Origin of the sequence: Methanoculleus sp. UBA208, from assembly GCF_002498065.1 — an archaeon.
In the GTDB taxonomy this organism is placed as follows: domain Archaea; phylum Halobacteriota; class Methanomicrobia; order Methanomicrobiales; family Methanoculleaceae; genus Methanoculleus.
Map to the genome: position 1 here is coordinate 1 of NZ_DAFZ01000087.1, position 3,330 is coordinate 3,330.

The 3,330-nt window shown below is 60.4% G+C and carries 5 protein-coding genes and 1 pseudogene; 1 reads left to right on the forward strand and 5 read right to left on the reverse strand.

Annotation, left to right across the window (positions count from 1 at the left end):
- Positions 1–41 precede the first annotated feature (41 nt).
- From mtrB to mtrE, 4 genes are read right to left on the reverse strand one after another with little or no spacing between them, the layout of a single operon-like run.
- The gene (gene mtrB, locus BRA62_RS09100) at positions 42–326 is read right to left on the reverse strand and encodes a tetrahydromethanopterin S-methyltransferase subunit MtrB (protein WP_292366253.1); all 285 of its coding nucleotides are present in this window, start codon (positions 324–326) and stop codon (positions 42–44) included.
- Positions 327–1,178 (reverse strand): tetrahydromethanopterin S-methyltransferase subunit MtrC, encoded by an 852-nt coding sequence (gene mtrC / locus BRA62_RS09105; RefSeq protein ID WP_292366254.1) that lies wholly within the window; start codon positions 1,176–1,178, stop codon positions 327–329.
- On the reverse strand, positions 1,179–2,030 hold the full coding sequence (mtrD, locus tag BRA62_RS09110; protein ID WP_292366255.1) for a tetrahydromethanopterin S-methyltransferase subunit D: 852 nt from the start codon (positions 2,028–2,030) through the stop codon (positions 1,179–1,181). It abuts the gene before it with no gap.
- Entirely contained in the window at positions 2,027–2,932 is a 906-nt protein-coding gene (gene mtrE, locus BRA62_RS09115) for a tetrahydromethanopterin S-methyltransferase subunit E (RefSeq protein ID WP_292366256.1), read from the reverse strand. The genes mtrD and mtrE overlap by 4 nt, the downstream gene beginning before the upstream one ends.
- Here mtrE and BRA62_RS09120 point away from each other — a divergent pair.
- Positions 2,841–3,071 (forward strand): hypothetical protein, encoded by a 231-nt coding sequence (locus BRA62_RS09120; protein WP_292366257.1) that lies wholly within the window; start codon positions 2,841–2,843, stop codon positions 3,069–3,071. The genes mtrE and BRA62_RS09120 overlap by 92 nt on opposite strands.
- A 55-nt stretch (positions 3,072–3,126) precedes the next feature.
- On the opposite strand, the pseudogene BRA62_RS09125 reads toward BRA62_RS09120, so the two are convergent.
- A pseudogene (locus BRA62_RS09125) lies at positions 3,127–3,330 on the reverse strand (methyl-coenzyme M reductase subunit alpha); the annotation flags it as partial.

A 3,330-nucleotide genomic window follows, 5' to 3' on the forward strand; every position in this document is an offset into this window, starting at 1 on the left:
ATCCGCTTGCCGGTGATTTCTTTTCAACCATGTTCTTCACCTCACAGCAGTCCTAATACAACGACACCGGCAACCAGAAGGCCGACTGCCATGCCGTACCAGAATGCGGTCACGCCTCCGGCGACGTTGAGAATACCCTCCCTGTTCGGGAACGAGGCCAGGAAGTTGCCCTGCCCGGAGAGCATGCCGACCAGGTCGTCGGTGATCTTCTCGAGTTCCGCTACCTGTTCGAGCACGGGGGTGTACGAGACACCGGCGGTGGTGACGATGCCGACCATCGGGTCGACGACCAGTCCGTACTCGGGCAGTACCTGAACATATGCCATTTAGGCACCTCCCTTGGGCTCCATGATCGGCTGTGCGTCGAGCCATGCGTAGGCGTCACGCTTCGCAAGTTCGATGTACTTCGTGTAGGTGTAGATCCACCCGACGATCGAGACCAGCAGCGAGACGAGAGCGGCAAGAAGTCCGATGAATGCGAACGAGATGATCGCAACGGTGATCATGGAGAGGAACCCGCACTCCGCGGCGAGCATGAGCGTCCGGTCCTGCTGTTCTCCCGGCCCGAGACAGGCGTTGAAGGAGTGCTGGATGGCGATGGCGCCGAGCATGAAGATCACGGCGATGATGCTGCCGCCGATGACGGATGCTCCGTAGGCTTCTACGGCGAATCCGAGGATGACGACCGTGCCGGTGATCATGCCGAGGAATTCGAACGTTCCGCAGGCCATGGCCGTGAGGCCGAGCACCGTCATCGCACCGACGATTGCAAGCTCGATCAGCGAGACGATCATGACCGGGATGTCCATCCGGACCACGTGGTTTGCCATGAGTCCGGCGACCGCACCGATGATCGCGGCGATGATGACCGTCACGATGGGTGCGAAGATGCCGGTTGTGGCTCCGAAGATCGCGGCGATGATACCGGACCCGAGCGCGATCATACCCGCCGACGGGACACCGGTACCGAGACCGTAGCTGCAGAGGTGCTTGATCGTGTCGGTACCCCAGATGAGCGCGGCGACGGCGGCAAGGCCGCCGAAGAACGCGAAGTACTGGGTGTTGGTGACCGTGTTGAGGTAAGTCAGGTAGATGAGGACGAGCGATCCCACGAGTCCGTAGATCAGGATCTGGTTGTGCGGGATGCCGCCTGCTCCGACTTCAACTTTTACCGACATTTAGAATACCCCCACCAGTTCGAGCAGCGCGATCGCGAAGATGCCTGCAACGGCGGAAGCCGCAGCGGCTGCGATGACTGCTCTCGGGAATCTCTTGAACTTGGGGTCGTGCGGCCCTTCGATCGTACCGGTGATGTTGTACGCGGCAAGCACGGCGTTCATCAGGAACATGCCGACCGCGAAGATACCGGCAAGCGAGATGGCGACGGGCGCGATCTGCTCGACCGTTACGTCAAGGATTACGGGCAGCTGTGCCTGGTAAACGTCGAGGAGCTCGAGGTAGATGAGCGTGCCGCCGAGACCACCGAGTGCGCCGCCGATGACGCCGCCGACCCAGGAGATGAACGGGAGGCCGTGCCCCTCGGTACCCTGGCTCTTGTACTCGGGGAAGGTGTCGCCGGTGATCGGGTCCTTTGCGACCTTACCGGATGCTGCCGGGATACCCATACCGAAGATGTAGATGACGTTGACCATCGTACAGGTGATTGCCATCAAGAGCCCGCCGCCGATAGTACCGCCGGCAAGGGCGACGGCAAGTCCGAACGGAGCGGCCCATGCGCCACCGAAGAGTCCGGCAAGGCCGGCACCGGCGGCAAGCATCGCGACACCGGTCGCGATACCGGGCGCCTGTCCCATTGCAGCGGGAGCACCGCCGACCGGGACGAAGTGGACGCCGAACGCGATCAGGACGCCGCCGATGATGATGCCGACGAGAGCGATCACTCCGACCATCTGCACGAGGAAGAAGGCGAGCGCAAGCGCGACGACGATAAGAACAATGCTGAGAATGAGGCCCATTGCCGTTGGGGGCTGGACGCCTCCGGTCTGTGCGGGTCCACTGAGTGCGCTCATGATGATGCCTCCTCAGGAGCCTCAGGAGCCGTGTAGGGCCCGAAGTTCTTCCTTGCCCAGACCTCGATGTAACGGTCGATGATGGCAAAGACCAGGATAACGACGATACCGACGATGATCGGTCCCCAGATGTTGAGCTCTTCGAAGACCACGGTACGCCAGAGTTCGAAGAAGACGATCAGGCCAAAACAAATACCCGACGCGGGGCCGCCGAGTTTGGCGCTGAAGAAACCGTTGTCGAGCGAGTTCCGCTGGCCGGCCTCGGCGTAGCGGACGATGTTGCCGGATGCGGAGATCGGAACGCCCGCTCCGAACTTCTGCTCCTGGTACTGCCGCTCCTTTCCGTAGAACGGGTTACCGGTTGCAGACCCGGCCGCACCGAGCGCGATACCCCAGACGAGACCCATCAGCGGGAGCGGGAAGGGGTGACCGAGCGCGGCGATCATCAGGTGACACATCGCGACGGTGGTGAAGATAGCTACGAACGCGTGTGCCATGGTCACGGTCGTCATCGACTTCAGAATATCGATGTAGACCGGCTGTCCAAATTTGGCGAGACTTGCAGTACGGCCGAGGTATGCGGTTGTCGCATAGACGCCCTGCACGAAGACCGCGAGAGCGCTCCCGAGCACAATTGCAAGTATCGGGTTTATCTGCATCGCCATGAATGCCCAGGCAAGGCCTGCACCCAGAGCAACCCATAGGCCGTACGCGGGGGGTTCACCGGCAACTGCCTTGTTAAAGATGCGGTGAATATATCCCATCTGCGGAGCCAGCTGAACCTGAGAGTTCGGGTCACCCTGTGATCCGATGTCAGACTCAGTGTCTTCCGCAGCGCCGGCGACGGTTGCAAGAGCACCTGCCAATGCGGTAATGCCGATGCCAAATACGATCTCTTCCATTCAGCATCCTCCTCCGGTGCTCACGGCACCAGAGTATGAGTTCAAAACCTTTTTGGTTCAATTAACAGTTGTTTATGACTTAATTAAAGGTTTCGAAAAGTTGCGCCGTTATCGCAACGAAACGCAAAAATTCGGCTAAAATACTCTTTTTAGGCATGTTAAGTTACGCTAGGGAAAAAAAAGTTGAGTTGGGTTTACCGGGCCGGGATGATGAGCGAACGCTCGCCGGCGGGCATGAACTCGCGGATGGCACCCTTCGCGAACTCGCGGCGGGGCTCGGCGAAGTCGAACCTCAGCGCCGGGTCGGCGAAGCAGACCTTCACGAGCGGGCTGTAGCAGAACGCGTCGCCGCGGCCGTAGTGGGCACCGCCGACGATTGCGGCGTACTCGCCCTGGTG

Excerpts from the sequence above, each read along its gene's own strand:
- mtrB (WP_292366253.1), bottom strand. The coding sequence starts at position 326 with ATGGCATATGTTCAGGTACTGCCCGAGTACGGACTGGTCGTCGACCCG.
- mtrD (WP_292366255.1), bottom strand. The coding sequence starts at position 2,030 with ATGAGCGCACTCAGTGGACCCGCACAGACCGGAGGCGTCCAGCCCCCA.
- BRA62_RS09120 (WP_292366257.1), top strand. The coding sequence starts at position 2,841 with ATGTCAGACTCAGTGTCTTCCGCAGCGCCGGCGACGGTTGCAAGAGCA.
- mtrE (WP_292366256.1), bottom strand. The coding sequence starts at position 2,932 with ATGGAAGAGATCGTATTTGGCATCGGCATTACCGCATTGGCAGGTGCT.
- mtrC (WP_292366254.1), bottom strand. The coding sequence starts at position 1,178 with ATGTCGGTAAAAGTTGAAGTCGGAGCAGGCGGCATCCCGCACAACCAG.